Annotated in this window: 25 protein-coding genes, 1 tRNA gene and 4 pseudogenes; 13 read left to right on the top strand and 17 right to left on the bottom strand. The window is 60.3% G+C overall.

Translation table 11 applies throughout. The annotated features are described in order from the left end of the window. Window positions 1-118: 118 nt before the first annotated feature. Window positions 119-718 (bottom strand): hypothetical protein, encoded by a 600-nt coding sequence (locus CP49_RS39650; protein WP_057855512.1) that lies wholly within the window; start codon window positions 716-718, stop codon window positions 119-121. A gap of 471 nt (window positions 719-1,189) precedes the next feature. Between CP49_RS39650 and CP49_RS39645 the strand changes: the two genes are divergently transcribed. Continuing rightward, the gene (locus tag CP49_RS39645) at window positions 1,190-1,849 is read left to right on the top strand and encodes a peroxiredoxin (RefSeq protein ID WP_057855511.1); all 660 of its coding nucleotides are present in this window, start codon (window positions 1,190-1,192) and stop codon (window positions 1,847-1,849) included. Window positions 1,850-2,036: 187 nt separating this feature from the next. Here CP49_RS39645 and CP49_RS39640 read toward each other — a convergent pair whose 3' ends face one another. The 3 genes from CP49_RS39640 to CP49_RS46555 all read right to left on the bottom strand — a co-directional run bounded on the left by CP49_RS39640 (window position 2,037) and on the right by CP49_RS46555 (window position 5,336). Next, window positions 2,037-3,773, bottom strand: a complete 1,737-nt coding sequence (locus tag CP49_RS39640; RefSeq protein WP_057855510.1) for a methyl-accepting chemotaxis protein — start codon at window positions 3,771-3,773, stop codon at window positions 2,037-2,039. Window positions 3,774-3,903: 130 nt separating this feature from the next. Then, complete coding sequence (locus tag CP49_RS39635; RefSeq protein WP_057855509.1) at window positions 3,904-4,779, bottom strand: DMT family transporter; 876 nt, start codon at window positions 4,777-4,779, stop codon at window positions 3,904-3,906. A 20-nt stretch (window positions 4,780-4,799) separates the two neighbouring features. After that, window positions 4,800-5,336, bottom strand: a complete 537-nt coding sequence (locus tag CP49_RS46555) for a hypothetical protein (protein ID WP_197423361.1) — start codon at window positions 5,334-5,336, stop codon at window positions 4,800-4,802. A 52-nt stretch (window positions 5,337-5,388) separates the two neighbouring features. Here CP49_RS46555 and CP49_RS46550 point away from each other — a divergent pair, with 52 nt between their 5' ends. Continuing rightward, window positions 5,389-5,778, top strand: a complete 390-nt coding sequence (locus tag CP49_RS46550) for a universal stress protein (RefSeq protein ID WP_245311097.1) — start codon at window positions 5,389-5,391, stop codon at window positions 5,776-5,778. A gap of 23 nt (window positions 5,779-5,801) precedes the next feature. Here the strand turns inward: CP49_RS46550 and CP49_RS39620 are convergent, their stop codons facing one another. Next, window positions 5,802-6,248, bottom strand: a complete 447-nt coding sequence (locus tag CP49_RS39620) for a hypothetical protein (protein ID WP_057855506.1) — start codon at window positions 6,246-6,248, stop codon at window positions 5,802-5,804. Window positions 6,249-6,573: 325 nt separating this feature from the next. Here CP49_RS39620 and CP49_RS39615 point away from each other — a divergent pair, with 325 nt between their 5' ends. The 4 genes from CP49_RS39615 to CP49_RS39600 all read left to right on the top strand — a co-directional run bounded on the left by CP49_RS39615 (window position 6,574) and on the right by CP49_RS39600 (window position 9,091). Beyond that, complete coding sequence (locus tag CP49_RS39615; RefSeq protein ID WP_057855505.1) at window positions 6,574-6,831, top strand: hypothetical protein; 258 nt, start codon at window positions 6,574-6,576, stop codon at window positions 6,829-6,831. A gap of 48 nt (window positions 6,832-6,879) precedes the next feature. Beyond that, window positions 6,880-6,956, top strand: a tRNA-Arg gene (locus CP49_RS39610). A gap of 235 nt (window positions 6,957-7,191) precedes the next feature. Further along, complete coding sequence (locus CP49_RS39605; protein ID WP_063791845.1) at window positions 7,192-8,439, top strand: tyrosine-type recombinase/integrase; 1,248 nt, start codon at window positions 7,192-7,194, stop codon at window positions 8,437-8,439. Between the two features lie 13 nt (window positions 8,440-8,452). Beyond that, the gene (locus CP49_RS39600; protein WP_245311096.1) at window positions 8,453-9,091 is read left to right on the top strand and encodes a tyrosine-type recombinase/integrase; all 639 of its coding nucleotides are present in this window, start codon (window positions 8,453-8,455) and stop codon (window positions 9,089-9,091) included. A 33-nt stretch (window positions 9,092-9,124) separates the two neighbouring features. Here the strand turns inward: CP49_RS39600 and CP49_RS39595 are convergent, their stop codons facing one another. The 4 genes and pseudogenes from CP49_RS39595 to CP49_RS39585 form a co-directional block, all read right to left on the bottom strand. Next, window positions 9,125-9,343, bottom strand: coding sequence for a helix-turn-helix domain-containing protein (locus CP49_RS39595; RefSeq protein ID WP_245311095.1), 219 nt, complete (start codon window positions 9,341-9,343; stop codon window positions 9,125-9,127). A gap of 431 nt (window positions 9,344-9,774) precedes the next feature. After that, a complete protein-coding gene (locus tag CP49_RS48850) occupies window positions 9,775-10,263 on the bottom strand; it encodes a DUF3363 domain-containing protein (protein ID WP_276326877.1) in 489 nt (162 codons plus the stop codon). Then, window positions 10,173-11,885 carry a DUF3363 domain-containing protein gene (locus CP49_RS48845; protein ID WP_276326876.1) on the bottom strand — a complete coding sequence of 571 codons (1,713 nt, stop codon included), beginning with the start codon at window positions 11,883-11,885 and terminating at the stop codon, window positions 10,173-10,175. The genes CP49_RS48850 and CP49_RS48845 overlap by 91 nt, the downstream gene beginning before the upstream one ends. Window positions 11,886-12,544: 659 nt before the next feature. Next, a pseudogene (locus CP49_RS39585) lies at window positions 12,545-13,609 on the bottom strand (IS110 family RNA-guided transposase). A gap of 194 nt (window positions 13,610-13,803) precedes the next feature. On the opposite strand from CP49_RS39585, the gene tnpA reads away from it, so the two are divergent. Continuing rightward, window positions 13,804-14,142 (top strand): IS66 family insertion sequence element accessory protein TnpA, encoded by a 339-nt coding sequence (tnpA, locus tag CP49_RS49565; protein ID WP_420807691.1) that lies wholly within the window; start codon window positions 13,804-13,806, stop codon window positions 14,140-14,142. 299 nt (window positions 14,143-14,441) lie between these two features. On the opposite strand, the gene CP49_RS39575 is transcribed toward tnpA, so the two are convergent. After that, complete coding sequence (locus CP49_RS39575; RefSeq protein WP_057855503.1) at window positions 14,442-14,831, bottom strand: hypothetical protein; 390 nt, start codon at window positions 14,829-14,831, stop codon at window positions 14,442-14,444. Window positions 14,832-15,319: 488 nt separating this feature from the next. Then, window positions 15,320-15,523 carry a cold-shock protein gene (locus tag CP49_RS39570; protein WP_057855502.1) on the bottom strand — a complete coding sequence of 68 codons (204 nt, stop codon included), beginning with the start codon at window positions 15,521-15,523 and terminating at the stop codon, window positions 15,320-15,322. A 166-nt stretch (window positions 15,524-15,689) separates the two neighbouring features. Between CP49_RS39570 and CP49_RS44020 the strand changes: the two are divergent. After that, window positions 15,690-16,109 (top strand): annotated as a pseudogene (locus CP49_RS44020) (GFA family protein). 316 nt (window positions 16,110-16,425) lie between these two features. Beyond that, window positions 16,426-17,069 (top strand): annotated as a pseudogene (locus tag CP49_RS49560) (flavin reductase family protein). Between the two features lie 662 nt (window positions 17,070-17,731). On the opposite strand, the gene CP49_RS39550 reads toward CP49_RS49560, so the two are convergent. From CP49_RS39550 to CP49_RS46545, 4 genes are all read right to left on the bottom strand, one after another. Continuing rightward, window positions 17,732-18,070: a hypothetical protein gene (locus tag CP49_RS39550; RefSeq protein WP_057855498.1), complete on the bottom strand. Its 339-nt coding sequence runs from the start codon at window positions 18,068-18,070 to the stop codon at window positions 17,732-17,734. A 748-nt stretch (window positions 18,071-18,818) separates the two neighbouring features. After that, entirely contained in the window at window positions 18,819-19,196 is a 378-nt protein-coding gene (locus CP49_RS39540) for a response regulator transcription factor (RefSeq protein ID WP_057855496.1), read from the bottom strand. Window positions 19,197-19,287: 91 nt separating this feature from the next. Further along, a complete protein-coding gene (locus CP49_RS39535; protein ID WP_057855495.1) occupies window positions 19,288-19,917 on the bottom strand; it encodes a response regulator transcription factor in 630 nt (209 codons plus the stop codon). A 292-nt stretch (window positions 19,918-20,209) separates the two neighbouring features. Next, complete coding sequence (locus CP49_RS46545) at window positions 20,210-20,374, bottom strand: hypothetical protein (protein ID WP_197423168.1); 165 nt, start codon at window positions 20,372-20,374, stop codon at window positions 20,210-20,212. Window positions 20,375-20,925: 551 nt separating this feature from the next. Here CP49_RS46545 and CP49_RS39525 point away from each other — a divergent pair. Then, complete coding sequence (locus tag CP49_RS39525; protein WP_057855494.1) at window positions 20,926-21,120, top strand: hypothetical protein; 195 nt, start codon at window positions 20,926-20,928, stop codon at window positions 21,118-21,120. A 411-nt stretch (window positions 21,121-21,531) separates the two neighbouring features. Here CP49_RS39525 and CP49_RS39520 read toward each other — a convergent pair whose 3' ends face one another. Further along, entirely contained in the window at window positions 21,532-21,732 is a 201-nt protein-coding gene (locus CP49_RS39520; protein ID WP_156438902.1) for a hypothetical protein, read from the bottom strand. 74 nt (window positions 21,733-21,806) lie between these two features. Here CP49_RS39520 and CP49_RS39515 point away from each other — a divergent pair, with 74 nt between their 5' ends. Continuing rightward, window positions 21,807-22,175 carry a hypothetical protein gene (locus tag CP49_RS39515; RefSeq protein ID WP_057855492.1) on the top strand — a complete coding sequence of 123 codons (369 nt, stop codon included), beginning with the start codon at window positions 21,807-21,809 and terminating at the stop codon, window positions 22,173-22,175. Between the two features lie 15 nt (window positions 22,176-22,190). Then, window positions 22,191-22,853, top strand: a complete 663-nt coding sequence (locus CP49_RS39510; RefSeq protein ID WP_057855491.1) for an SOS response-associated peptidase — start codon at window positions 22,191-22,193, stop codon at window positions 22,851-22,853. Between the two features lie 183 nt (window positions 22,854-23,036). Here CP49_RS39510 and CP49_RS39505 read toward each other — a convergent pair whose 3' ends face one another. Continuing rightward, complete coding sequence (locus CP49_RS39505) at window positions 23,037-24,869, bottom strand: sensor histidine kinase (protein WP_063791844.1); 1,833 nt, start codon at window positions 24,867-24,869, stop codon at window positions 23,037-23,039. Window positions 24,870-25,091: 222 nt separating this feature from the next. Here CP49_RS39505 and CP49_RS44015 point away from each other — a divergent pair. Beyond that, window positions 25,092-25,325, top strand: a pseudogene (locus CP49_RS44015) (transposase); the annotation flags it as partial. Window positions 25,326-25,854: the final 529 nt, after the last annotated feature.

Genomic DNA, 25,854 nt, shown 5'->3' with positions numbered 1-25,854 from the left:
GGAGCGAAGCGATACCCATCAATACCGACACGTGACGATGGGTATCGCTTCGCTCCACCCATCCTACAAAAACGGCGGGAATGACCCCGCCGTCTTGAACCGATATCGCCGAATGAACCTACAGCATCCCCATGTCCAGCATGCCCGGCAACTGCGCGAGCGGCAGAGCGGCGGCGCCGATCAGGGTTGCGACCAGCGCCGTGAGACGGTGGTTGATGCGGCGCTTGCCGCGCATCTGGCTGGCAAGCCATTCCAGAACCTTGGTATCGATCTTGGCGGCCTGCGTCGGCGCCCAGCTCTCGATGTCGGTATCGGGCGACAGCGCAACCGTGCGCGGCGGCACCGGCAGGCCGGACTCGGAGGCCGCATGATGGGCAACCGCCTTGGCCAGCAGATCGTCGAAACGGCCGTCGTCGGTGCGCTCGGCGGCGGCGTCGCTGATTTCAAACAGCGCCTCGACTTCGGCGCGGCTCACGGGCTGATGCTCGACCGCGCTGACGGTCAGGATGCGCGCGCACCAGGCGGCGTCGTCGGCATCGAGCGCGCGGGAAAAATGGATGCGGCCCCTGGTGGTGGGGCCCTCGCCGGTGATCACGCCATCGCGCACAATGGTCAAGGCGTGCGCCGCGGTCTGGCGGCAGGACGGTTGGGGGACGTCGGACGTTTCAGCGTCCTGGTCAGCGGTCGTGTCAGCGATCTTGGCAGTCGAGGCAGACATAGTTGCACTTCTCAATTTCTTTTTTCAGGTCCAGCATTTCCATACGGGGCATGAACGAGCGGTTAACGATTCGAAACCCGCATTCCCTGATTTTTACATGGTTGCCAATTGGTCGCTGTGAGGTCGGTCACGGTTCACCAAAGCACTCAGGGGTGCAAAGCGGCCCGGCCTGATGCGGGCCATAAAAGGCAATATCGGGGCAGCGGCGGCAGAAAAGTGGAACAACCTTGAAAAGATCGAGGTCAAACAAAAGATGGCTCGGAAGCATGACTGCGGCCGGCCAAATACGGAAGCACAGGTTCTTTTCGTCACAGAGGCGCGGACCCAAAGAAGATGCTAGGAGTTCCGGCCTTAGCGAGAAGGATCTCACCTTTTGCGCTAACCGGTTCACTTAACCGCTTCAGACTCGTATAATCTTGTATAATCTTAAAGACAAATTTCCCTGTAACTTGAATAACATGAGGTAAAACCATGGCACTCCCGATAGGCGCAACCGCCCCCGATTTCGAAGCAGAGACCACCGAAGGAAAGATCAAATTCCACGACTGGATCGGCAATAACTGGGCGCTTTTGTTCTCGCACCCGAAGGATTTCACGCCGGTTTGCACCACCGAGCTCGGCGCGCTCGCGAAGTTGAAGCCGGAATTCGACAAGCGCGGCGTCAAGCTGATGGGCCTCAGCGTCGATCCCGTCGACAGGCACGCGAAGTGGTCCGAGGACATCAAGGAGACGCAAGGTGCGGCGCCGAACTACCCGATGATCGGCGACATCGATTTCAACGTCTCCAAGCTTTACGAGATGCTGCCGGCTTCGACCTCGGGCGATCCCCTCACCCGCACCCCTGCGGACAACCAGACCGTCCGCAACGCGATCGTGATCGGCCCCGACAAGAAGATCAAGCTGACGATCGTCTATCCGATGACCACCGGCCGCAACTTCCAGGAGATCCTGCGCGCGATCGACTCGCTGCAGCTGACCGCAAAGCATCGCGTCGCGACACCGGCCGACTGGAAGCAGGGCGAGGACGTCATCATCGCCGGCTCCGTCAGCGACGACGAGGCGAAGACGATCTATCCGGCCGGCTGGAAGGCGCCGAAGCCCTACATCCGGATCGTGCCCCAGCCGAAGTGACCGCGTAGCGGTCATCCCGGAATGGTCCGAAGGACCATATCCGGGATCTCGAGATTCTCTGGTGCGCAATTGCGCACCATAGTTCGATGCTTCGCATCGCCCCGGAATGACAGAAGATTAGCCTCGCGGCACCACCCAATTCGCCACGAGCGATCCGGCGGCGCGATGCGCCGCCGCGACGTCCCGATCAGGCGGCGCGAACGCGGTCGAGGAATTTTTCGACCTCGGCCTTCAGGTGCAGGCTCTCGCTCGAGAGATTCTGCGCGGAGGCAAACATTCGGCTCGAAGTCTCGCCGGTCTCGTCGGCGCCCTGCGCGGCGTTGCGGATGTTGGCGGCAACGTCTGCCGTGCCACTTGCCGCTGCGCGAACGCTCTGGGCGATGTTCTGCGTCGCGCCGCGCTGCTGCTCGACCGCCGCCGAGATCGAGGTCGCGATATCGCTGATGCGTTCGATGGTCTGGCCGATCGCCTTGATCGCGCTGACCGACTCTTCGGTCGCAAGCTGCATGTTGCCGATCTGGCTGGAGATCTCCTCCGTTGCCTTCGCGGTCTGGCCGGCGAGGCTCTTGACCTCCTGCGCCACCACGGCAAAGCCGCGGCCGGCGTCGCCTGCCCGCGCCGCCTCGATGGTGGCGTTGAGCGCTAGGAGATTGGTCTGTTCGGCAATCGAAGTGATCAGCTTCACCACGTCGCCGATCCGGGCGCCGGCTTCCGACAATTCGTTGATGCGCTGGTCGGTGGCGACAGCCTGCTTGACGGCATCGGCCGCGATCCCATTCGATTCCTGCACCCGGCGGGTGATTTCGGCGATCGAGCTGGACAGCTCGTCGGAGGCGGCCGCTGCGGTGCGGACATGCTCGGAGGCGGTCTCGGAAGCGCCGGCCGATTTGCCGGAGAGCCCGGCGGTGGTCCGCGCGGTCTCGGTGAGCTGCCGCGCGACACGCTCGAATTCGCTGGAGGAGTTCAGCACCTTGTCGAGGATGCCGCCGACGCTGGTCTGGAACTCATCGACGAAGCCGCGCAGTTCGGCCTTGCGCTGCTCCGCGGCGGCCGCGGCAGCCGCTGTCTGCTCGTCGCGCATCCGGCGGCGCTCGACCGAGTTGTTCTTGAAGACCGCGACGGTCCGCGCAATCTCGCCGATCTCGTCCATTCGGTCGTGGTAGTCGACTTCAACCTCGGTGTTGCCGTTGGCGATGGCGGTAAGCGAGGCCGTAACCGACGTCAGCGGCTTGGTTACCCGGCGCACCAGCACCATGGTCAGCATCATCACGAGCAGCGCAGCGATGCCGGCTGCGATCGCCATGTTCTGGATGGCATGCGACAGCATGCTCTCGTAGTGCGCCATGGGAATGCCGACATAGAGAAGCCCTATCACCTTTCCGGCCGAATTCATGATCGGGTAGTACGCCGTCATGAACGTCTTGCCGAACAGCGTCGCGGGCCCACGGTAGGCCTCGCCGCGGCGCACGACCGCCTGTCCGGGGTGGTCGGCGGCGAGCTGGGTGCCGACGGCGCGGTCGCCATTCTCCTTCTTCACATTGGTGGTGCGGCGAACGAACTGGCTGCTGGCGTCGTCATAGACGAACAGCGTTGCGTTGCCGCCGGCATAGCCCACCGCGCGATCGACGATCGCGTGGTCCTTGAACTCGGGCATTTTGGAAATTTCGGCGCGGGCGACGGCCCCGTCCTTAATGGTGATCTTGGCGTCGCTGTAGGTCTCGGCGAACGCCAGGCCCAGCGTACGGAGGTTCACCTCGATATCCCGCAGCGCCCGGTCGCCGAACTCGGAGGTCAGCGACCAATGGGCCGCTCCCACCACCAGCGCTGTGTTTACCGCAATCAGGAGGATGGCAGAGATGACAGCCTTGGTGCCGAGCCGCAGCTTGAGCGCCGGCATGAACTTTCCAATGGATTGCGTGGTCATACGAGAAATCCCCCAAAATCAGGCCCAATGTGACCCGTTTTGCTTACGATCGCCTTAATGGGCACAACCCAGGGAAAATATTGATAAGCCTGATGAAATTTATACGTGCATGAGGTCTGAGGGCTCTACTTCAAACTGAACGGCGGTTGACCACCAGCACCGCTGCGGCGCAGGCAATCATGCCGACAATCGAGACCGCGTCGAGCCGCTCGCCGAACAGCACGTACGCCATCAACGACGTCACGGCCGGCACCAGGTAGAACGGACTTGCTACCGACGTCGCGGCCGAGCGGCGGATCAGCCAGTACAATAGCCCGATCGATCCAATCGACAGCACCACGGCAAGCCAGGCCAGTGCCAGGATGAACTCGCCGGTCCAGTGCACCACATTGGTCTCGAACAACCATGCGCCGAGGCCGAAGAAAATCGTCACCGCGACGTATTGCACGAGATTGCCGGAACGCCAGTCGATCGCACTGCAGTAGCGGCGCTGGTAGAGCGTGCCCAAGGTGATGCTGACCAGCGATATGGCCGAAGCGAGCCATCCCCATCCCGCCTCCCCGCTCATCGGCCTGTCGTGCAGGATCAGCACGACGCCGGCAAGCCCGAGCAGCAATCCGCCCCATTGCAGCGGCGTGACGCGTTCGCCGAGCCAGCGGCTTGCGAGCGTTGAGGTGAGGATCGGCTGCAGCCCCGGAATCAAGGCCGAGAGCCCTGCCGGAATCGAATGCGCGATCGCGATTGCCGTGCCGCCGAGATAGATTCCATGCACCAGAATGCCGGCGACGGCGCTGTGCGCGATGCCGATGCGATCCGGCCAGCGGGGCTGCGCGATCGCCACGATGATCGCCATCAGTCCCACCACGCAGGCCATGCGGATCGCGAGATAGGTCAGCGGCTCGGCGCTGTTCAGCACATATTTGGTGCCGATGAAGCCCGTGCTCCAGAGCACGACAAAGATCGCCGGCGCCGCGCGCGCGGCAATTTTTTCGAAGTCGCCAGTCATTTGCCGCCCCTGTTGCCCGATCACATGCGATGCGGCAAGAACTGATCGCGCCGGGCTGGCGAGCGCGACCGGCGCTTTCCTCGATTCGGGCCTTGAGCGCGAGGAGTTCGAGCAAAGCGATTTTGTCGCCAATCTCGAGCGCCTGCTGCTCGCCGTGGACGAAAGCGCGAACGCGAGCCTCTCGTATCGCCGGCCTGCTCGCGGGAGCGCGCGGCCTCCCAATTACGGTTCTCCATGTAGGTGCCCGTGCCAAACAACGGGAGGGAAAGCGCCAAGAAAAGCGCCAAGATGAAGAGAGACACGAGGCGGTCATAAGAGAAGCCGCCACGGCGATCGCAGAGGCCGACCGGGAGAGCGTGGGCGATGTCGAGGTAACCACGCGTGCCCCAGTCCAAGGGGCTGCCGATGCCGTGGTGGAAGAGGCGCGAAAGGGCTTTGATCTTCTCGTGGTCGGTATGGAGAATGTCTTGGGCAAAGACGGCTTCGACAAGAAAATCGAAGACGTCGCCTCGGGCTTCAAGGGTCCCGTTGCCCTCGTTGCGGCCAAGGGCGTCCACCTCAAGCAACCCGCGAGCGCGGAGTTCAGGATACTGGCTCCGGTTTCCGGAAGTGCCTTATCGCGGCGCGGCGCGGAGATCGCGGGCGCGCTCAAGCCCTCATCCACTCAGCGTGGTTCATGTGTCCACGACCAGGAAGAAAGGCGCGCGCCGGCGTAGCGCCAGCATGTCGCTTGCGAGCGAGGAAGGCATTTTGAAAGACGCCGCGGCGGCAGCGGCCCTTTATGATGTCGACGTCAGAACCACACTGCGTGCGGACGTGACTCCTGAAGAAGGCATCCTGCTTGAGATCGAGACCAGCGGCGCCGATCTTGTCGTATTGGGGGTCGATCGGATCCAGGGCGAAACGCTGAACTTCGGCGGCGTAGCCGCCGCGATTCTCAGCAAATCGAAAGTGTCGGTGTTGCTGATCGCGGACGGAGAAGCCAACCGGAAAGGTTAATCCAGGGCAGAACTCGCCGCGCCTCACCACTCTTCCGGGCAGGGATCGACGATCTTCCAGAGCTCGCCGCCGTTCTTGATCTTCTTCATCTCGGTGGTGAGCCCGCCATTGCGGCGGATCCAGTCTTTCACGGTGTTCGGGTAATAGGACATGAGATCCGACGTCCCCTCCGCACTCGTGACCTTCATGCCGAAGGTGAAGGCCTTGTCGTAATAGGCTTGGTGGAAGCCGAGGCTCGCCTTCGGCGTGACGCAAATCTTGTTCATCGGCACGATGCCGAATACCAGCGTGCAGGCCGAGTTGCAGATGCCGTCGATGATCACGCGCTCCCTGCGGTCGCGGATGCGTTTGTACTTGGCCTTGTACTCTTCGACATAGCCGCCATGATCGCGCGTGATGTGCAGGTCGGCGCGCGCCGGGCTTGCGACCAGAGCCGAGAGAAACAGCAAGGCGAGAGGCGTGATGCGCATGGGTCGATCGGGAACCGGGTGCCTTTGTCAGACGCGGGATAAGTCGGCCCGTAAAGTGGGGACCAGACAGCAGAACTCTGGCCGGACTGTGTTGGGAATTCGTTAAGCATCCCTTGAGGCCAAAAATGGGCGCGTTAGGGTGATTTTCCGCAGCTTTTCTACCCGCTTCGCCTAGAATGCGAAATCAGATCGGCCAAAATGGCAGGGCATCGGCTTCAACCAAATCGGAGCTTGGGCTTCTATCTTGTTGTTTTGATGCACTTTCTTCACTATCCGCTCAGCTCGAAAACGCTACAGTTTCAAGTGGGACTTCCGGAGAATCGAAATGACCAAAGCGAAGTTTTTCGTTGCCGCCGTCCTCCTCGCCGCCGCGGCCCTGGCCCCAAACCTGGCAGACGCCCGCCATAATCGGCACCACCTGCACAATTGGGGCCTGCCCTACCCGATCAGCTTCCTCCACAATTACGGTCCTGGCCTGCAGCCCGGCACCTTCGCCTATTACGACGGTCCCTCGACCGTCCTCTGCCGCCAGGGCGCAGCCGCCTATATCGGCCAGGACCGCAAGCGGCACCCCTGCTACTGACCTCCGCTACTGGCTCTATCAGGCCAAGTCTGATACGAGCCACCTCAGGCGCTCGTAGCTCAGCTGGATAGAGCATCGGATTTCGATTCCGAGGGTCGGGAGTTCGAATCTCTCCGAGCGCACCAAGGCCACCTTCGCCGGCTTTCGCCGCTCTTCGCCGGCCTTCGCTTGAAACGCAAAAAGCCCTTGTAAATCGGGCACTTCTTTCACCGTTGGCGTTGGCTGGCCGTCGCCGGTCACCGTCCGCATGTTTGCGCGGGACCCCCTACAGCTATCCCTCGACTTCAGTTAGAAGCTCCCTATATCGAAAACGGCGCAATTCCGCGCGTTTTGATCGAGGGACGCGAGTTCGAATCTCCCATGACGCTTCTAACTGGCGAGAACGCAAAGACCACCATCACCGCAAAGAACTATCTCACTGTGCCGCCGGGGGATTACCCCTGCGGCGACAACCTCTATTTGATCGTGAGCCCGTCCGGCAACCGGCGCTGGCTGTTCCGCTATCAGCGGCTCGGCGTGAAGCGCCGCATGGGCCTTGGATCGGCCAAGCTGATCAAATTGAGCGAAGCCAGGGACAAGGCGATCGACGCCCGCCGCCTGCTCGCCAAGGATACCGACCCGAGGGAAGCCCGCGATGAAGCCCGGCGCGCGGAAGGCTGCCCGCTGTTTCTGCGCTACGCGAACGCCTGGCGCGAGATTTATGAGAAGAGCCTCCGACACCGCGCGTCGCGCGGCAAGCTCAAGCGCATCGTCGAGGTGTTCTGCAAACCGCTGCATCAGATGCGCCTCGATCAGATCGGCACCGATCAGATCATCAAGCTGGTGCTCGACCCGATCCGCCATCAGGTCGAGAACGCCCGCGACACCCGGCAGCGGCTGAAATTGATCTTCGATGCGGCCATTGCCGACAAGCACCGCACCGACAACCCTGCGGATTACGAAACCAAGCTGCGGCCGAAGCTCGGCAAGGCGCCCAAGCGCGGGCGTGCGCGCGGCAAGCACAAGGCGATGTCGCACCACGATCTGCCCGCGTTCACGCGCAAGCTCGCAGCGAGGCCGGACCTCAGCGCCCGCGCGCTGGAGGTCACCACCCTGACGGTGGCGCGTACCGCCGAGATCATGCACATGAAATGGAGCCAGATCGATTTCGATATTGGTCTTTGGGAAATCAAGGCCGCCGACATGCCGCAGGATACCGAAGGCGGCGAAAGCACAAAGAACGATTGCGACAAGCTGACGCCGTTGCCAAGGCAGGCGATCGCGGTTCTTCGCAAACTCTACGACGGCCGCGTCTGCGAGTACGTCTTTCCCGGACGTGACCTCAAAAGCCCGATGTCCAACAACACCATGCTGAAGGCGCTGAAGGAGATTTCGGGTGATCCGACGCTAACGGTGCATGGCCTGCGCGGCACCTTCCGAACGTGGGCACAGGACGAAACCGATTTCGAGGAAGAGATCGTCGAGCATTGCATGCATCACATCACCGGCGATGCAGCGGAGAAAGCCTACAAGCACGGCAAGGCTTTGAAGAAGCGGCGCGCCGTGTTGCAGGCTTGGGCTGATTTCGCCGCTACGCCGCCTGCGCTCAAACTGGTGAGCGCCGCATGATCCGCCTGCCCCCATGAAACGGAAGAAGCCGGAACCCCGCCGTGGCAAGCGGCGGGCCGGGTTCCACAAGGCCATAGACTACCAAGATCTGCCCGTTTTCATGCAGAAGCTCGCCGCCAATCCCGAACAAAGCGCGCGGGCGCTTGAGGTCACCATCCTCTCGTTAGCGCGAACCATCGAGATACAGAACATGCGCTGGCTGCAACTCGACCTCGAAGGTGGACTTTGGGACTTGGGCAACCCTGACACCAAGAACGAACGACCCAAGCGCACGCCCCTCCCAAGGCAAACGTTGATCTATCTGCGCGAGGCCTACGAGAGCCGCGTGAATGACGAGTTCGTGTTCGCCGGCCGCAGCCTGGACAAACCGATCTCCAACATGACTATGCTCAAGCATCTGAAGGAAATCACCGGAGACAAAACCCTGACTGTGCACGGCTTCCGCACCACATTCCGGACCTGGGCGCAGGAAGAGACGGACTTCGAGGAGGAGATCGTCGAGCATTGTCTGCACCACATCACAGGCGATGATGCCGAAAAGGCCTACAAGCGCGGCGAGGCTCTAATGAAGCGGCGTGTCGTGATGCAGGCATTCGCTAACTTCGCGACGCGACCGCCGAGAAATAGCGTGGCGCCGATGAGGGCGGCGTGAGGGTTCGGCCAATTCATGTGGTCCAGGCGCCTATCACTCCTCGGGCTCATCGGGCAGATTTTCCAAGAAGGACGCGAGGTCAGTGCGCGTGATGATCGTGCGTGTACCGTACTTGCGAATCCGCAAGCGCCCCTCCTTGATCGCCTTGTAGATTGAAGTCTGACCGAGTGAGGAAAGTGCCGCAGCCTCCGGGACAGTCAGGCCGAGCTTTTCCATGGTAGGTCGGAGCATCGACGATTCGCGTTTTACCATCCTCATGGGTCTCGCTTCACTTGCGGTAGGTCATAATGCCCTGCTTTCCTGTGACTGCTCAGGGCCCAGGATGACCTTCGTCGGAGGACATGCGGACTCGGTTGCTAGGGGCGAAGCGAGTGCTCAGCAACATCCGAAATTCGGTCGTCGCAATTTCGGACGCGATTGCGTACAATTTGGCTGATGGAATATCCGGCTTAGGGTGGTTTCGATCATCCCCCTGACGCCAGCGGACGCTCTGTTTGCCCGTGTCGGGACAAGGAAGCGTTCCGCTTCCCATTAAGCCTTAGCTGCTTGGCAAACCCCCGTCGGGCGGCGACAGCCGGTCAAGGCCGCAAGCCGCGAAGCGGTAGCGCGGAACGCGCCAGCCTTGACGGGGTGCCGCTGGCCCGGCACGCTTGGCTTTAAGCTGGCAAGGCCTGTTCTTCCGCTCACAAGCCCAGCCCGAGCTTTCTACCCAAGCTCCATTCGATGCCGCCGTCATTGCGCATGAGGCCGGAGATGTGCTGCCCGATGCGCTTGTCGAGCACGGGTTGCCACGGCACCAGACTGAAGCCGAGCCCACCATCACCACTGAAGCTCTCGATCATCGCAAACCGGCCGCTGGATAGCTGGGTGGAGCCGACAAGCTGGCCGGTGACGTAGTTGCCGGGAACAGCGGGCCGCCATTGCAATCCGCGTTCGGCGGCGAGCGCCTTGCCGGCTCGTTCGATGCCGGCGGCCTCAAGCCGCTGGATCAGGTCCTTTGGCGCCCGGACGTGGCCGTTACCGATGTCGATAACGTGGCCCGCGTCCACCAAGGCTCGCTTGCGCTTGTCTAGTGCCGCCTTCACCTGCTGACCGAAACCATCGTCGGCAAGCGCCACACGATGACGGGAGACCAGTTCGCGGTCAAGCCAGGTCGCTCCGTCATGGCCGATCTGTTGGCCAAGGCCGGTGGGAGACAGGACGCTGATTCGGATGTTCGCGCGGTCCCGCGCAAGGTCGTCTGACCGCGCTCAGAAAGATCGGAGGGGACCCGCCAGTGATCGGCATCGATCCGCTCCGCATGGCCGGCTCGGCGCAGCGCCTCCAGCCGGCGGACATGGGAGCGGACGAACGCCTCAGGATCACCGCCGATGCGGTTGATCGCGGCGCGCGCCCGCTCCAGATGTTCAGATGGGCGATAGATGCCTTCTGGGCCTGCGACGTCTAAGATGTTGCGGTCTGCGGCGCGCGGCCCGGGAGCGGCGGAGCCGGCCACGACGATCATGCCTCGACCGACTTCCTCGGCGCGGGCAGCATCCATCTCGATGTGATGCACCCGACCGTCCACCCCGTCGATCACCAGCTGGACCCGTTCGCCTATTTCGTCGCCGCCCAGCCCTTTGTCGAGCACGCGGCCGACGATGCGCTCTGTCGCGTGCTCGCGGTGCAGGACATAGCGCGCCGGATGGCGGTCCTCCGCCAGCCCTTCGCGCTCCAATGCCCTTTGCATGGTCTTGATGATGTCGCCGCGCTCACCAAGCTCCCGCAGCACGGGTTCGGCCTTGCGCAACACGATCCATTTGCCGGTTTCGACCTCGGTCGCAAGCCCCATGCGCTCCAACTTGCGTGCGCGCTCTATCAGTAGCGCGCGGTTTTGGCGGAACGTGCCCCGCATGTCCTGGTTGGGGCGCAGGTCGGTAAACTCCTTTCCCTGCTGCTCGGCAATCAGCATCCGGTCGAGCCGGGTGAAACGATCGGCATCCACCTCCCGCTCAAGCTGCTTTGCTACTTCAAGTTCGGTCTGCCGCCCCAGTTCTCGGGTAACGAGCTCGCTCGCGCGCTCGCGAATCCCGTAGGCGATATAGTCGCCAGCGATGTTGAGGGTCTTACCGTCCTCGGTGACGCCGCGCACGATGATGTGGGTGTGGGGATGGCCGGTGTTGTGGTGGTCGACCGCGATCCAGTCGAGTTTCGTGCCAAGGTCGGCTTCCATCCGCTGCATCAGTTCACGGGTGGTCTCGCGCGGGTCGGCGAGTTCCACGCCGTCCTCAGCGGAGACGATGAAGCGGAACTGATGGCGGTCCTCGCGGCCCCGTTCGAGGAAGGCACGGCCATCCTTGACGTCGCCCTCGGCCGAATAGACCCGACCTTTCTCTCCATCTTTCGTCACGCCATCCCGCTCAAGATAGCGCAGGTGGGCATCTACCGCGTTGGCGCTAACGAACCCACGGCCCCGCATTGCTCCGCGCTGCGGATTGAGCTTCACGACGCGGGCCTTTACCGCCACGCGCCGCGCCCGTGTGCGCACCCCGCTTGCGTCCCGGCTCCACGCGCTCCGATCCTTCAGCATCAGCGCTGTCGCAGCGCCACGGCCCCGCGCATTGAACCGGCCGCTTCCCTTTCCGGTCCTGATGCGATCGGGATTGCCACCGGCCCGACGTATGGCCTGTTGGACCTCGCCGAGGAAGCTGGCCGGGCGTGGGCGGATGCCGCCAAGCCGGCGCGCACGTGTCCTTCCGCCACGATCCCGGACCTTGCCGGGACGGATGCGAAAATCGTCTTCGTTGCTCGCCATGAGATGACGATCGGAGGTCGATAAACACCGAGCAAGCGCCGAATGCTCTCGTCGCATGGGAGCGCAGAAATACGTGCATCGGCGTAAACACTGCGGTCTCTCATTCCCCGCACATTGCGGGCGATGGCGCTTGGATCATTGCAAACAAAAGAGAAAGTGTCAGCGGCGCCCCGGCACACCTTACCGCACAACGAGCGAACACGACAAAACCAATGTGCAGACAAAAACTTAGGAACGAAGTTCCGGCAGCGAGGAATCTCGCTTTATCTTGCCTTCCTAATCGGGCGTCCAAAGTCAACTCCGTCCTACGCTTTTTTGCGACTTCTCTAAACAAGCAGCGCTCCTTGTCTCGCTGCTTCGATTGCGAGCAGCGTTCGCCATCAGCACGGTCGCGATTTGCATTCTCCAGGCGGCGTCCATGCGTTCCTTCGCGTTCAGCACTTGGGCTGTCGCATGCTCTTCATCAGGTTCGTAAACAGGGCTGTCCAAGCAGTCCGGCGCTCTCGTCCCCGAAGGGCGGCAGCAGGCAATAGATAGCAGACATTCCCTGTTTCGCGGCCCGGCCAGGGGACGCTCACAGCGCGCGCGGATCTTTAATCTTTGCTCCTCCTCAACATGCTGGTGCAACACCAGGCTAATCTTTCGTGCTGCTGCAGCAGTTACTGTGCAGCCCTCGATCGCAATCGTTGCGTGACCTTGGCGCCGAACCCGACGTGGAAGTCGGTTTCGCTGACCCACATCCTGTGCAGGATACCGGCAAGCTTGCGCGCGACCGCGACGATCGCGCACAGCATGCTCGACCGTTTGGCGATCCGCAGGCCCCAGGCCCGTAATGCCGACCATTTCCTGACCCGTAGCAACAGGCTTGCGGCCGCCTCGCATAGCGCCTCCCGAACCGCAACGTCGCCCTGCTTGCTGATGCGGCCCTCATAGTCGATCGACGTTCCAGACTGATGTCGCCTCGGCGTCAGGCCAGAATGCGCTCCGACCGTTCGAGATCGCGCAAAGCGTCAGGGATCATCTAACCCCACTTTGAACGAAAGAGCGGCAACGGGCCCGACGCCGGGAACCGTCATCAGACGCCGACAGACCGGATCATGTTGGACCACTTGCAGGAGCACGCGATGTAACCGCTCGTAGCCCTCGAAGATCGCTCGCCGCACGTCGAGCATGGCTTCGATGGTCATCGCGAAAAACGGATCGCTACGTTCGAGCAGCTCGCGAATGCGTGCTACGTAGGCACCTCGAGCGACGGCTCCAACCAGTAACCCATGGGCCCGCAGCGCGCCACGAATGTGGTTTTCGATGTCGATCAGTTTGCGTTTGAGCAGCTTCCGATTGGCTAGCAGCGTACGCATCTTCTGCATGTCGATGTTCTTGACGTGAACGGCGCGGTACCAGCCCAGGCGCATCATCTGTGCGATGCCGCGCGCGTCGTTCCGGTCGGTTTTGTTGCGCATTGTCGACAGTGAAACGCGCATATGGCGGGCTTCGACAACGATGATAGGGATCCCGACCGGTTGTAATTCGCAGTACAACCAGATGCCCAGCGAGGACGCCTCGACGCCCACGCGATCGAGGCGATCCGCGGAGCCTTCAAGAGCGCAGCGGATCGCCTCTGGCTCCGTGCTAACCTTCAGCTCGCGCACCGTCTGGCCCTCGCTGTCGACAACGCAAAGACTGGTTTCCTCAAGGCCGACGTCCAATCCAACGTAAAGTTTCATCGGAGCTCTCCTTTGTGCCAACGACCACCTAAGTCGTTGCACCAGGCTCCAGATTCGGCCACCAGTGGGCTAAACCCGTGCACCGGTTTCTCGAAGCCCGATTTGAAGAGCCGTCCTGCTTCGTGCCGTAAGCGCCCGAACCTTGCACCATTTTTGAAAGTGCAGCGTCGTTCCATATCGGGTTCTCTCCGTACATGGGAAGATCTCCGGTGGCATCTCGGTCCTGGGAAAACGCACACAGCCCTTATTGGTCGCTGCACGTTGAGGCGTGGCGCCAAAGCAGGATGGATCGCGCGGTTTATTGCCGCCAGCACGGACTCTCGATTAAGACGTTCGGCCGCTGGATGAAGCATCTCATCGGCAAGGAAGAAACCTGCAAGCATGCGGAATACATGCTTGAATTACGTCGGGGAAGAAGGCGCCAGCAGCGGGGAAAGAACGGTAAGAGGCGTCAGAAGCGGCGCTATGTGGTGAGCACAGACATCCGTTCGCGTGCAATCCAGGCGTTCTGGCGATGCAGACGAAAGCAATGAACTTGAGCGGCATGGCTGTCCGCGAGTATGCCGCCAGCTTGCAGCTTTCGCCGACAAGCCTGCGCAAATGGCGCGACCGATTTGATGACAGGGAGGTGGAGATCGACCCGCGAGCGCATGTTCATCCGAGTGCGCCCCCGCGAATAAGCACTGGTGCTAGCAGCGCTGCAGCGCCTTTTGGGACTTTTTCAACACTATCGCAGGAAGACCGGAAGTGCCCAGAGCACGGCCAAAACGATGCGATTGACCCGAAGCCGACACTGAGCCGCATCGACGGCCACGCGCGCGCGATGAAGGATTCAGTCCTGCGGGCGCAGGGCCGCTTCGGCGCTCTGCATCATCCGCCATCGCTCGCTTGTCGGCCCGCCCATAAGCAGGAAGTAGCGGACGATCGCGATCGGCAGCCAGGTCTCCATCGCTTGCTTCGGCGCCGCTACCGGCATGCCGGACAGCCGCGCGTATTCGGATTGCGCGGCCGCATAGACCGCAAGCGGCCGCTGCGGATTGTCGGTGACGTCGAGGGCGAGCTCGGTCAGGTTGATGTGAAAGTGCCCATGATCGAAAGCCGCAGGCGCGCGGATCGCTTTAGCTATCGCGTCATAGCGCCTGGAATCAAAAAGGGCCGCATTGGCGCGACCCGTGCCGGTCAAAATTTGTTGGGATGAAAAGCAGCCCCCGGCAAAGGTCATCCTACAGTTTTCCACAGACTTGAGGATACCGTACTAACACGGTGCCACGACCTAAACGGTGCCGTCACAGGAACGGCCCCGGCGCGGGGGCTGGCTAGCACCGGGACCGCGCCTCTCCTTGCGCCCCGTCTCGGACGCGCCGAATTATCGGATTGAGAAAAGTGGTCATGATTGAGCTAGATCAAGACCCGCCGGTTGGAACTTTTACTGGCTAAGAGAGTCGGTGTGAGCTTCCGGGGGACCAGCCCCCAAGCCCCACCCGGAAGAAGGCGGCCCCAGTTTCTGGGGGCCGCCTCTCAATCAGATGGACGTGCCCGCTAGTCGAATAAAAATGGCCCCAGCGCTCACCCATTCGCCGAGGCCATACAAAGTATTTCCATTTCAAACAGCCAGACAGTGTAGTGGGTACCCATCTAGCGTCCCGATAAAAGCGGGAAAATCTGGCAACGTCTGTCCAATAGTGAACAGAACGCAGAAGATCGTTGAGATCAACCTACCCTGAGGTTTTCGGCGGATTCTTTCCCGCGGTTAGCCACGACTTCGTAGCTTACCTTCGCGCCTTCATTCAAACTGCTCAGACCTGCTCTCTCGACGGCTGAGATATGGACGAACACGTCCTTGCCGCCAGTCTCGGGCTGAATAAATCCATAGCCCTTTGTCGCGTTGAACCACTTCACTGTGCCTACTGCCACGTCAATGTCTCCCCAATTGATTCTAAAACACGCAATGTTGGTGACAGAAATCCGGCGAAAGATAGGCCCGCCAGCGTGAACCGGCGGGCCTCGATCACGGCGGGTTCCCCCAGCGTTTTGCGGCGCTAAGCTCCGCAAGCTCAGAAGACGGTGGGGGATTTTTCCAATGGGCGACGCCAGATGCAGTTGCGGTGCAGTCACGCTCTCACTTCCAGAAAAACCATCCAAGATAGTCGTTGCTTGTCACTGCATCGACTGCCAACGCCGAACCGAAGCGCCGTTCGACGTAGGCGCTTATTACCCCGCTGACGTTGTCACCATCTGAGGAACCTCAAAAGAGTTCACGCACGCCGCCGCAAGCGGCGGGAAAATCCAAAACTATTTTTGTCCACGGTGCGGCTCAACAGTCTATTGGAAACTCAGCAATCTGCCCGCGCTGATCGGCGTTGCAGTCGGCGCGATGGCAGACCCAAACTACCCAACCCCGGTCAGATCAGTTTTTGAGCAGTCGAAGCACGACTGGGTTCAAATCGATGGTGCCGTTGAACACTTCCGGCAAAGCGGCCTCCCAAAAATTTCAAACTGAAACACTACCGCCCGTCACCTCTCCGCGCCGTGATGCTGTCACGCGTGGCCGTGGTCGTGGATGGCGCTGCCTTGCTGCCTGCCGTCGTGGTGATGCTGTCGTCGTCGTTCGTGATGACGCGATGAGCGTGAAGGGTTTGCAATGTCCGCATTACTTCCAGAAGCGAACATCTGGGCTGACCTTCAGCATGTTCCCCTTGTGCCAATAGGCGACCTCACCTCCGATGATGGTCGCTTCGGCTAGGGCGAGCGGCCTCCTTAGACTTCAGAATTCTGCTAGCATCGCGAACGCTATTGTCGAATGAGGGGCCATAGTTATGCAATTTGACTTTCAAGACATGAGGCCGATGGATCGGTATGAACTCTTACTTGGTACGGTTCTTCCACGGCCGATCACGATCGTGACGACCCTTTCAGGCAATGGCGCTCTCAATGCCGCGCCGTACAGCCTGTTCAGTTTGGTAGGTCACGATCCGCCGGTCGTCATGATTGCCGTACTGCCGCATCCGGAGCGGCGACTGAAGGACACTGCGGCCAATGTCTTCGAAAGCGCGAGTTCGTTGTTAATCTCGTGCCTAGATCGATGTCGGAGGCCATGAACATTACCAACATCGACGCGCCTCCGGGGACGAACGAGTTGATACTCGCGCGTCTTGACGTCAGCCCTTCGAAAACCGTGAAGCCGCCGATGATTGCGACAAGCCCGGTCGCCTTCGAATGCCGGCTGTTGAGGTCACTGTCGTTTAATTCTGACCAGGCGGTCCTATTCGGGGAGGTCCTCACTGCCAATGTCTCCGACCATCTCGTGATTGATGCCGCTCGGGGGGTTATCGACACGCCGCGCCTTGATCTGTTTGGCGCAATGCATGCGGCGCGTTGGTATTGGTCGACAGGTCTGCTTGCCCTCCAAAGCGGACAGTGGCACGTCCGCCTAGTCCCTCCGGTTGCCGGGTCCTTCTGAGAGCGTGACTTAATGGGGGACCCGTCACGTCATCGCTCGGATATCGCGCGCGTGGCCGCCTGTGCGCTGGCGCGGCTTGCCCGCTCTCCTATAGCCCTTTGGTGGTGGCGCACTCTAGGGCCTTTCTACGTTGCGCTCTGAGGTAGGCCCGCCTTGTTCGCCCGGTTCGCCGTTCCTGACGGCCCTCTGTCCCAGACTTGGCCGTATCTGTGGGCGGCGTCGTGGGCGTGGCGGGCGCAGTGGTGGTCTGGGCTTCAGCCTGTGACGCCGTCAGAACGGCAGACGAAGCGACAAGTCCAAATGCAGCCGCGTATCCAAGCAAAGCGAGTGCGTTACGCCGGCAGACATGTTTCCGCTCCGAACGTTCACTCATTTCAAGCTCCCGATCTGCTGCCTCCAAAGCATGCACCTAAATTCGAGAGCCATGCGCTTGATGTAGATCAACCGGGCGACGCTGAGATAGGCTGCGCCTACGCACGCCGTCGGGACATACGAGCACCGGCCGCCGCGTGCCTGCCTGTGCGCTGGCGCGGCCTGCCCGGTTGCTGTGGCCCTGCGCTGCCGGCGCGCTGTGCGAACAAGCCTGCGGCGACGAACAGCCGAAGTGTCGGGCCAAATGGTTAAAACGGCTACTTGGCCCGACATTACGAAGCAGATGATTTCTACTGGCAGAGATACATTATGCCGTCCCCGCCCTTGATCGAGGTACCGGGCGTGCAGCCAATGCCGTGGCGCGCTGCGTAGTCAGCCCAGCCGGTGTAGCTGTATCCAGCACCACTCCATGGGCCACCAAAGTAGTAGGCCCTCACAGCGTACCAGGAGCCCGGCTCAACATAGGCCGCCCTCGCAGCGTAGCCACGCGTGATATAGACCCGCTGCTGCGCATCGGCTTTATTGACCGACAGCGATACGCCGCCTTGCTCGGACCAGCCGAGCGACCACAACGCCGCACACACAAAGGTCGAGATTGCAATTGCCGCCGTTCTCAAAGTCATTTTCATGGCTTCTCTCCATCAGTGGATTATGGCGTCCCACACATGAACTGTGTGCCTTCGCTAATGGGGGAGTATTGCGATGGATCAAACCGTCGTGGGCAGCGCGGCTATATGGCGGCCCAGATTTGCAGCCCTTGCGCGAGCGAGTGGGTTGCTGTGCGCTGGCGCGGCTTGCCCGTTGTCCTATAGCCCACCGCTGGCGCGCTGTAGCGCCTTCCTACGGCCATAACGCTGATCTGCCGTCGCGGTGCGAGTGGTCCCGCTGTTGATGTGGATCAACGTAGGCCGAGCGGGGGGTGGTTCACTGACCCGGTTCATCCAGTCAGGGAGGTTTCACATGAGCGCGTTCATAAAGTCGGAAGCAATCTCTCGTCGGAAGGTCCTTTCGTTGGCGGGGTTTGCGGCCGCGTTCGGCCTCGCCGTTCCTACCTTGCTGACAGTGTCCAATGCGGAGGCCCAGACCATTGGTATGGAGCGGCGTCAGGATCGGCGTGAAGGGCGTCAGGATCGGCGTGACGACCGTCGCACAGGGCGCACCGAGCGACGTGAGCAGCGGCGCACAGGTACGGCCACGGGCGCAGCTCCAATTGGTACAACCACGGGCGCGGCTAAGTAATTTCAGTGTCCCGGCGAGGTCATGACGGTGGCAGGGGCCTGTGCGTCCTTGCTGCCGGTGTGCACGCCTGATCGGAGCCGTGCGGATGCCATGTAACGGCAACTAACGCGCCAGCTAACGGAACAACAGAACATGGCATCAAGTCGATAATGCCGCCACCTTCTGAAGTGGTTCAATCAGTTCGCGAACTGAAAACGGCTTGGTGAGAAATGCGATGCAGCCGGAAGCCAGTGCGGCTTCGCGCACGGCAGGCTTCTCATTGCCGGTGATGTAGATAACCGGCACGGAAACACCTGCGGCTTTTAAATCCCGTCTCAGCTCAATGCCTGATCCGTCCGGCAGGTTGATGTCGAGGATGATGCAAGCCACCTTCTCGATACCGGGGTGGCCTTTAAAAGCCTGCACGGATGAAAACGCGATGGGTTCGTAGTGGTGCTGCCGCAGGAGCCGCTGTACTGCCTTGAGCATTCCGGGGTCATCATCGACCACCAGAACGAGGTTTCGATTTTGCGACATTCCGGACCCGTCTGCCGACAGCAATAGCCCGAAACGGAAATCGACCCCGTTTGTTCCGTCATGCCTGACCAACGTTAGCCTAAGGGACTGCCTATTTCGTCTGTCGGGCAGCCGACTCAAGTCCGATCCGTTCGGCCAGGGAAACAAGTTCTGCTAAGGTTTCGACCTGCAACTTTTCCATCACTCTGTGGCGGTGGGCCTTCACGGTACGAGTGGTACAGCCAAGCGCCCGGGCGATCTGCTTGTTGGGATCGCCGCGAACGACAAGCTCGAAAACTTCCCGCTCGCGTGGCGTCAATCGCCCAACATGGGCGCGCACGCTGTCCAGCTTGTCCTTCAGATCGCGTAATGTTCGGTGGTGCGCGAAAGCCTTTTCAATCGCCCGAAAGAGGTCGTCTGACGCTACTGGCTTGGTCAGAAAGTCGTCAGCACCCGCCTTGATCGCCTTCACGGTGGCGGGAATGTCGTGATAGCCAGTAAGGAATATGATCGGAAGCGTTGAGCCGAGTTCGGCCAGTCGCTTCTGCAGCCCCGGACCATCCAAGTCGGGTATCCGCACGTCGAGTAGGATGCAGCTCGGGACGCTTTCGGCTGGTAAGTTGACCAACAAATGAAGGGCCGAAGGATAGGTCGCGACCTCGTAACCGGCGTGCTTCAGACGACGTTCAATCGCCGCCAAGAAGGACGCATCATCGTCAACGACATGAACGAACCCCGACAAGTCCTTTTTCCCCGCCGCTGCTTACTGCTGTGTGTGCAGCACCGCGCCAGTGGAGTGCTCCGCCAAGTAGGACGGTCGGTCATCCGGGTCAACCGTCAGTCTGGGATTGGGCGTATGAGAAAAATAGCGCCCTCCGCATCTGCGACAGGTACTACCGTTACCGTGAGTTCCTGCGGGGACCGCGCGACCGCGACCCTTGAGAATATTTGCAGTCGCGCAATCTCAGCTAAATTTTATGCCGCTCGGTACACAAAGGCGTGGCACATGAGCGCGCCGTGGCGCTCGGACCGCCTTACTGCGGCAAATCCTTGCAGAGCTTAATCGCGATCATGACGGTCGAGCCGATTGCGACTACCACCGGGCAGACAAACGGCAACTCTTCTAGCAGGCCGACAAGGACCGCTCGGACGCGGAGAGTTCTCTTCACATGCGCGAAGCGCCAGCCTGCCACACCCATCGGACATCTCCGTTTGGCCCCCAGCAGCAGCGGTCTGATTTTCAACGCGAAGCGAGTCCCGTCTATTGCCAATTCGGGTGTTTCCTAGATCAAGGTGAAGGAACCCTTTAGGTCATAGGGATGCGTTGCCAAGGGAGGCTCGGGAATGACGCGAGCAGATTGTGCCCGTCGTGACAGGTACGCGGTTTTGATTGGACACCACACACACCGTGGTCGTTGATGTGATCCGAAGCTATTCGCCTTGCTAGGAATATCGCAGCCTGTGGAACTGGATGATGCTGGGGCTAGAAAGCAATCGCGTGATCGGGTTGCGGATCGCGAAGTTGATGCGTGGCCGCAAAGCGGCCAACGCGAAGCCCAGCGCACGGTGAGTGAAAAAATGCTTGCGACGGCGAAGGCCGATACAAGCCTGATGGCTGGCCGTGCGATGTGGCGCATGGCAATACGAAATCCGCGACCTTCTTGCATTGGAACGCCGAGGCTGGTGCGAGGTTAGATAAATCTCGCAGCATCGCGGCTGCGCCGAGGGGGCGTTGCACTGGAGGCAGCGCATGAAAGTCATCATCGACGAGGCCGGCGAGATCATCGCCAAAGCAACGGATGACCATACTTTGATCGGCGGCCACCATCGCCTCTCGCAGGCGGCCAGCCTCGGTAAGAGACTTTTCTGGCGAGATACCGGCGAACCTGTGAAGCTTGATAACTTCTTCAAGCATTATGGAATCTCGCTTCGACATACAGCCTGATCCGCTCGCCGAGCGTGTGGCGCATGTCGAACGCTCAGGCGCTGATCTTCGTCGGCACGGTCCCCACAGACACGGAGGTCCTGGACCAACGCAAGACCCGACCGCGCGGTCGGCGCACGGCCTGGCCTTGGTCAGCCGCAAGTATCGGGGCTCGAGATGCTTGGGCTGTCGAACATTCGTGCGCGGGTGCACCCGGCTTCTCGTTGATCTAAATCAATAAGCCTTGCGTTATGGTTGCAGCGGATCGACACTGGCTACCTCAGTTTGCGTAAGGAGGGTTGCCATGTTTAACTTGCTCAAGCTGGCCTCGCTCTCGCTTCTGCTGTCGTCGTTGTTGACCGCACTGACATTGGCGCCGTTGTTGCTCGCCCCACGCTGAATTCGGTAGGCGCCGCGCGGCGTGACGGCTGCTCATTTGCGCTGCTGCTTAATCTGCCACAGCCGGTAGGCTTCCTCGATGTAAGGGTCCGGCTCTGTAGGCGGCGGGATTAGCTTCGCACCTTCCTTGCGGAAGTGATCGAGGCCACGGCCCATCGCCTTGCCCTTCATCGTGTGCTGGTCGAGGGCGTAGTCCGGTATCTCCGGCGCGCAGCCCTCCAGCATCGACCGCAAGCCGATCGCCGCGCCGAAATGGCAGCCGGCACGGGACTTCGGCGCGCGCTCGCGCCGATGCGATTTTTGCTTCGGTGCGCGGTATTGATCGAAAACTTCAGATCATCAAAGCTGCCGCCACAGGTTTGGAGGGCCAGCCTTGGGATCGTCTTATTCCATTGTTGAACACTGTTAAGGAAGTTTCTGGCATTCGCGGTCAGATCGCACACGCCAGCCCGGTTCAAAATCAATCCATGCGCATACATGTGCGAACTGAAAACGGACGCATTGTGGAAGCTGTAGGCGTCGAACAGATCGAAAGTCGATGGGAACTCCACAAGCAAGCCGCTAAGGATAGGAGCGTCTTTACGGCTGAAGATTTGCTGGGCGAGTATAACCGGATTGACGACCTATTCGGCGAAATGATCGCGTTCGTGAAAGCCACCAGCGGCAATGGCAAGTGACACCCGGTTTGGTCAATGTGCAATCTCTATTCGATCACCACGAACCAAGAGGCCATTATCCGGCTGTTCCGCGTCATCAACCGCTATGTCGGCAACCTCGCGCCGATGCCGGGCGTGTTTCCAGACTATCCCGCGCCGGTAATCCGCAACACCGACGCCGGGACCGAGATGGCGACCATGCGGTGGGGCATGCCGCCGCCACCGCGCACAGGCGGGCCGCCCATCACCAACATCCGCAATACGTCATCGCCGCACTGGCGGATGTGGCTGAAGCCGGAGAACCGCTGCTTGGTCCCGGTCAACAGCTTTGCCGAATATGCGCCGGAGCCGAACCCGGAGACCAAGAAAAAGGATGTCGTCTGGTTCGCGCTCAACGATGATCGACCGCTGTTCGCCTTTGCGGGCATGTGGACGACGTTTAAAGGTGATCGCGGCACGAAGTCGAAGCCGGTGCCAGGGCCACACGAGGTCTACGGCTTTCTGACGACATCGCCTAACGGCATCGTCGAGCCGATCCACCCGAAGGCGATGCCAGTGATCCTGACGACCGATGAAGAGTGGGATATCTGGATGCGCGCGCCATGGGACGAAGCGAAGGTGTTACAGCGTCCTCTTCCCGACGACGCTTTGAAAATCGTCATGCGTGGCGCGGACAAAGAAGACAAGGCCGCCGCGTGAACATTGCACCGACTGTTTAAGTCGAACGACGGATATCAGCAGTGGCTTCCGCTCTACCCCTATAAACAGACATCGTTACCGTGCGTCGGCATGTCTCAAATGTGCCACAAGCAGACTTTCCCTTTCGCCTCGCTTTGCGTTAGCAACCGGTACGAAGGTGTTTTCTAACCAAGATCTGCCGAGTTACCTGATGAGCGGCAGCCTCACGATAACGATAGCTCCGCCGCTCGATCGGTTCTGAATATTTATTATCCCTCCGTGAAATTCCACAATCGTTCGAGCGATCGACAAGCCCATGCCCATCCCGTTGGGCTTTGTTGAGAAGAACGGCTCGAATATTTTTGACAATTGTTCAGGGGGTACGCCGGGACCGGTATCTGCAGTCGAAAATTCAGCCCAATTGTCCGAGCGCTTCGTTTGGACAGTAATGACCCGCTCGTTTACCGCCTTGTGGGCGGTGGCATCTAACGCGTTCACAACGAGATTTAGAAGCACCTGCTGAAGTTGCGTGTAATCACCTTTCACGGGCAGGGGCAGCTCAGCAAGACTGTGGCGGATTTGCACTTTTCGGGCGATTGCAAGGCTGGATAAGAAATCCAACGTTTCGCTGACGACCTCATTGAGATCAAGCGGCTTAACATCAATGGGAACCCTTCTGACCAAGCTGCGAATGTGCTGAAGCACTTTGCCAGCTCGTTCATCGTCTCTTCTTATTTCAGAGACAATTCCAAGCAGTTCAGTTGCATCTGACAGCCGAGATGATCGCAACATCTGCTCCATCGTTTCTGCGTTAAGCAGAATAGCACCGAGCGGTTGATTTAGCTCGTGTGCGATAGATGTGCATAATTCGCCTGCCATAGAGTAGCGGTTGATACGCGCCAGTTCGGACATCCGCTGGCGTGCCTGAACCTCGGCCAAAAACCGCCGACGCCTCTGATAAAGCAGGCCCGTGATCATAGCCGCCTGCGACAATACTGCCGCGCAAATTGCAAGGATTTGCCAGCGGTAAAGCTCCCAAAGGGTTGGCTCGCGAAAGAGGATCTCACTTCCTTTGGGCAACCGACTTTCAGGAATGGCCCAGCGTCTGAGCTCACGCCAATCATATTTTGCCGGACCGTATTGCAGAACCGGCGTCTCGATCGCTCGGGGCTTCGTGCCTCCAAGTATCTTGGCGGCGACTGCGGCAGCAGTTTGGGAACCCTGTGAGACCGACGTCATCGGCCCGCCTACAATCTCGCCAGCAAAGAATGAGTCGTCGTGGGAAAAGATTGGCGAGTTCGCCACGGCATAAAGCCTTTTTAGAGCTCGCTCGCCCTCGTGGACGGCACCAGTCACATCGATCTGAGGCTGAATCCAAAAGATAGCGCTGTCCTTTGGAAGCGTTGCCGCCTGTTTCAAGATTTCCTCGAACGAGAGTTCATTCCAAAAGAGAAGGTCAACCCGACCCTTCAGGGGTTCGAGCTGGTTCTTCATCTCCTGCACCCAAAACTGCTCGTTCGGCGAGCTTCCGATCACTACAGCAATGGTTTTCGTCCTCGGCAGCACCTTTAGAATGTTCTCAAAGAGAGCCGGGACGTCTATCCAAACGGCCACCACGGTATCATTTTCGGTGACGTTCATTTGCTGGACACGCCGCTGATCGATAGCCGTAAGCAGCATTGGTGTAGAGGGAAATAGGTCGCGTCGATGCCGCTGCGCGAACGCCGCGGCTGGCGCCCCAAAGGCTACGATCAGGTCGGGCGGATGGCTGGAGAACAGCGCATTCAGATACTCCGCAAGTCGGTTCTCAGCACTTTCGCTACCGGAAGCAATTACTACAGGGAAGCTCTGCACTTCGATCGGTATGGGTGACTGACGTTCCAGCTCTTGCCGGAAACCTTTCACGTATTCGCTCCAGGGCTTGAAATTCTGACCGCTCGACTGAAGGATCATGATCCGCTTAGGATTAGCGGTTGCAGAACTGATTGATGCTGAAAGTACAGCGACAATGGCGATAAATCTTAGGAACCAATTCATATCGCATTCCGCGGACCGATCGGGCTTGCCACGTTACAACAATTCGCAACTGGGGCGGTCCGAATAATACTGCGTGACATGGCCGCCCGAGCGCATGCCGACAACGCAAAGTCGCTGAAATAAGCTAGGTACGCGCTTGCAAGCGCCCCAGATGTCCGCTTCGGGTCAGTCGTGTCGATTTGGCGGACCGCTGCGACTTCCGGTCTACCCCGGTGAACGGACGTCGCCCGATCGTTCGTTGGCACCGAGGACTTTGAGCAGTCGCGGCGCGAGCGCAAGAAGATCGAGATGCGGTTTGCGCACCTCAAGCGCATCCTCAAGCTCGGCTGGCTTCGACTGCGCGGTCCACGAGGCGCCCAGGATGAGTTCGTCCTGGCCGCTATCGCCCAGAACCTGCGGCGGCTCGCCTCACTGGTCGCCCGGCCGCCACCCGCTGGGTCCCTGTGTGTTGCGTAGCGTAGGAGTTGCGTAGAGAGCGTTAGGGCCGGCCGATCAAAGCCGGCCTCTCCCTAATCAAATGGCCGACCGCCCGTCAGCAGCAGCCGACTTTTGCAAAGCAATTTGCCAGGTCCGGACATGTCGCCGCTGCTTAATTCGTTGCAGTGGGTTGCGGGGTCTGCCAGCTTCCGACGCGCCAGCGTCTGTCAGGGCCGAGCACAATTATTTGGATCTGGGAACCGAGCGCACTTTCTTCACGTCCACCGGCGCGATGCCGGGACAGCCTCCATTCGGCGAAGACATCAGGCAAAAGATTCAAGTTGCCAAAGTTGGCTTGAACTACAAGTTTGACCGGGGCTGGCCCCTCGCCGGAAGATATTGATCGAGCGGATGTCCGCTTCTGCATCTTTAGGGGTTCACGGACTAAACTTGCTCATTCCTCGGGTTATTACTGCCCGTGGCCTTTACCGGACGAGCACAAGCAGACGACTCCGTGGCCCTCACCGGAGGCATACCGTCCAGCTCGGCAATCCGGCGGTCAATCTCA

This window comes from Bradyrhizobium valentinum (assembly GCF_001440405.1).
GTDB classification, from domain to species: domain Bacteria; phylum Pseudomonadota; class Alphaproteobacteria; order Rhizobiales; family Xanthobacteraceae; genus Bradyrhizobium; species Bradyrhizobium valentinum.
The sequence above is the reverse complement of the archived record's forward strand: the minus strand, read 5'-3'. Positions and strand labels throughout refer to the sequence as shown.

Bases quoted from the DNA above. Each gene is read 5' to 3' on its own strand.
- CP49_RS39650 (WP_057855512.1), bottom strand. From the start codon at position 718: ATGTCTGCCTCGACTGCCAAGATCGCTGACACGACCGCTGACCAGGAC.
- CP49_RS39645 (WP_057855511.1), top strand. From the start codon at position 1,190: ATGGCACTCCCGATAGGCGCAACCGCCCCCGATTTCGAAGCAGAGACC.
- CP49_RS39640 (WP_057855510.1), bottom strand. From the start codon at position 3,773: ATGACCACGCAATCCATTGGAAAGTTCATGCCGGCGCTCAAGCTGCGG.
- CP49_RS39635 (WP_057855509.1), bottom strand. From the start codon at position 4,779: ATGACTGGCGACTTCGAAAAAATTGCCGCGCGCGCGGCGCCGGCGATC.
- CP49_RS39620 (WP_057855506.1), bottom strand. From the start codon at position 6,248: ATGCGCATCACGCCTCTCGCCTTGCTGTTTCTCTCGGCTCTGGTCGCA.
- CP49_RS39615 (WP_057855505.1), top strand. From the start codon at position 6,574: ATGACCAAAGCGAAGTTTTTCGTTGCCGCCGTCCTCCTCGCCGCCGCG.
- CP49_RS39605 (WP_063791845.1), top strand. From the start codon at position 7,192: ATGACGCTTCTAACTGGCGAGAACGCAAAGACCACCATCACCGCAAAG.
- CP49_RS39600 (WP_245311096.1), top strand. From the start codon at position 8,453: ATGAAACGGAAGAAGCCGGAACCCCGCCGTGGCAAGCGGCGGGCCGGG.
- CP49_RS39595 (WP_245311095.1), bottom strand. From the start codon at position 9,343: ATGGTAAAACGCGAATCGTCGATGCTCCGACCTACCATGGAAAAGCTC.
- CP49_RS48845 (WP_276326876.1), bottom strand. From the start codon at position 11,885: ATGGCGAGCAACGAAGACGATTTTCGCATCCGTCCCGGCAAGGTCCGG.
- tnpA (WP_420807691.1), top strand. From the start codon at position 13,804: ATGGGAAGATCTCCGGTGGCATCTCGGTCCTGGGAAAACGCACACAGC.
- CP49_RS39575 (WP_057855503.1), bottom strand. From the start codon at position 14,831: ATGACCTTTGCCGGGGGCTGCTTTTCATCCCAACAAATTTTGACCGGC.
- CP49_RS39550 (WP_057855498.1), bottom strand. From the start codon at position 18,070: ATGAAAATGACTTTGAGAACGGCGGCAATTGCAATCTCGACCTTTGTG.
- CP49_RS39540 (WP_057855496.1), bottom strand. From the start codon at position 19,196: ATGTCGCAAAATCGAAACCTCGTTCTGGTGGTCGATGATGACCCCGGA.
- CP49_RS46545 (WP_197423168.1), bottom strand. From the start codon at position 20,374: ATGGGTGTGGCAGGCTGGCGCTTCGCGCATGTGAAGAGAACTCTCCGC.
- CP49_RS39525 (WP_057855494.1), top strand. From the start codon at position 20,926: ATGAAAGTCATCATCGACGAGGCCGGCGAGATCATCGCCAAAGCAACG.
- CP49_RS39510 (WP_057855491.1), top strand. From the start codon at position 22,191: ATGTGCAATCTCTATTCGATCACCACGAACCAAGAGGCCATTATCCGG.
- CP49_RS39505 (WP_063791844.1), bottom strand. From the start codon at position 24,869: ATGAATTGGTTCCTAAGATTTATCGCCATTGTCGCTGTACTTTCAGCA.